General features: G+C 51.2%; 1 protein-coding gene. It reads right to left on the minus strand.

The genetic code is table 11. The annotated features are described in order from the left end of the window. On the minus strand, window positions 1-1194 hold a 1194-nt coding region (locus R8N46_RS24980; RefSeq protein ID WP_318189745.1), incomplete at its 3' end, for an Hpt domain-containing protein. Window positions 1195-1201: the final 7 nt, after the last annotated feature.

Genomic DNA, 1201 nt, shown 5'->3' on the forward strand with positions numbered 1-1201 from the left:
TGCCACAGCTTTCGACATTTCTTCATTGTCGCTGTTCAAACCAAGACTTAATAAGCGGTTACGCACCAATACGAGCTCACCCACCATGTTCATGATGGTATCTAGCGTTGAAGTATCAACACGTACCGTTGCTTCTGCTTGTGGCTTTTTCACCGCTGGTGCAGACGCTTTTGGCTCCTCTTTCACCGCCACAGGTTTTGCTGCTGGCTTAGGAGCAGAGGCTGGCGTTGAAACCGGAGCAGGCTGCGCAACAGGTGCTGGTTTTGGCGCTTCTGGTGCTAGAGCGGAAGCAGGCTTAGTTGCCATATCAAGCTCTTCAAGCGTTGGGCCTTTGCCCGCACCGTGTAGCTCGTCAAGCAGCTTCTCAAACTCTTCATCGGTCATCAGGTCGCTATCGCCTGAAGCAGCTGAAACCGCAGGAGCAACAGGTTCTGGTGCTTTAGGCGTCTCTACAGGAGCGGCTGTTGCTGCTGAAGGGCTCTGACCAACACCATGCAATTCATCGAGAAGACGTTCGAATTCGTCATCGGTGATATCGCCATTGTCCAGAACAGGCGCACTTGCTTGAACAGGTGCAGCCGCTGCTGGAGCTGATGTCGATGCGCCTGGTGCAGCACCTTTACCGTGCAGCTCATCAAGAAGCTTTTCAAACTCGTCTTGAGTAATTTCGTCGACAGAACCTATAGAACCCGCCTCCGTTATGTCGGCTGCAGGGGCAGCTGGCACTTCGTTAGCAGGTTCTGGGATAACTGGTTCTGGAGTAACGATAGGTTCTTCAACCACTGTAGCTACTTCGTCTTCAGACTCAGGCTTACATAGACGGTGCAGTTCATCCAGCAACGCAGGGTCTGCAGCTTCTAACGCTTCTCGATCTTGCACAGCTTGGAACTGGGTATTTACCGTATCCAACGCCTTCAGCATGGTATCCATGAGACTTGGCGTTACAGAACGTTGGCCATTTCGCAACACGTCGAACACGTTCTCTGCACCGTGGCAGGTGTCGACCAGTTCTGCTAAGGATAGGAAACCGGCACCACCTTTCACGGTATGGAAACCGCGGAAGATAGCATTAAGTAAGTCTTTGTCTTCTGGATTGTTTTCTAACTCAACCAGCTGCTCAGAAAGCAGCTCTAGGATTTCTCCGGCCTCAATTAGAAAGTCCTGAAGGATATCTTCGTCTAAATCGTAGCTCATACGTTAC

Source organism: Vibrio sp. 1874 (assembly GCF_033344395.1).
GTDB classification, from domain to species: Bacteria; Pseudomonadota; Gammaproteobacteria; order Enterobacterales; family Vibrionaceae; genus Vibrio; species Vibrio alginolyticus.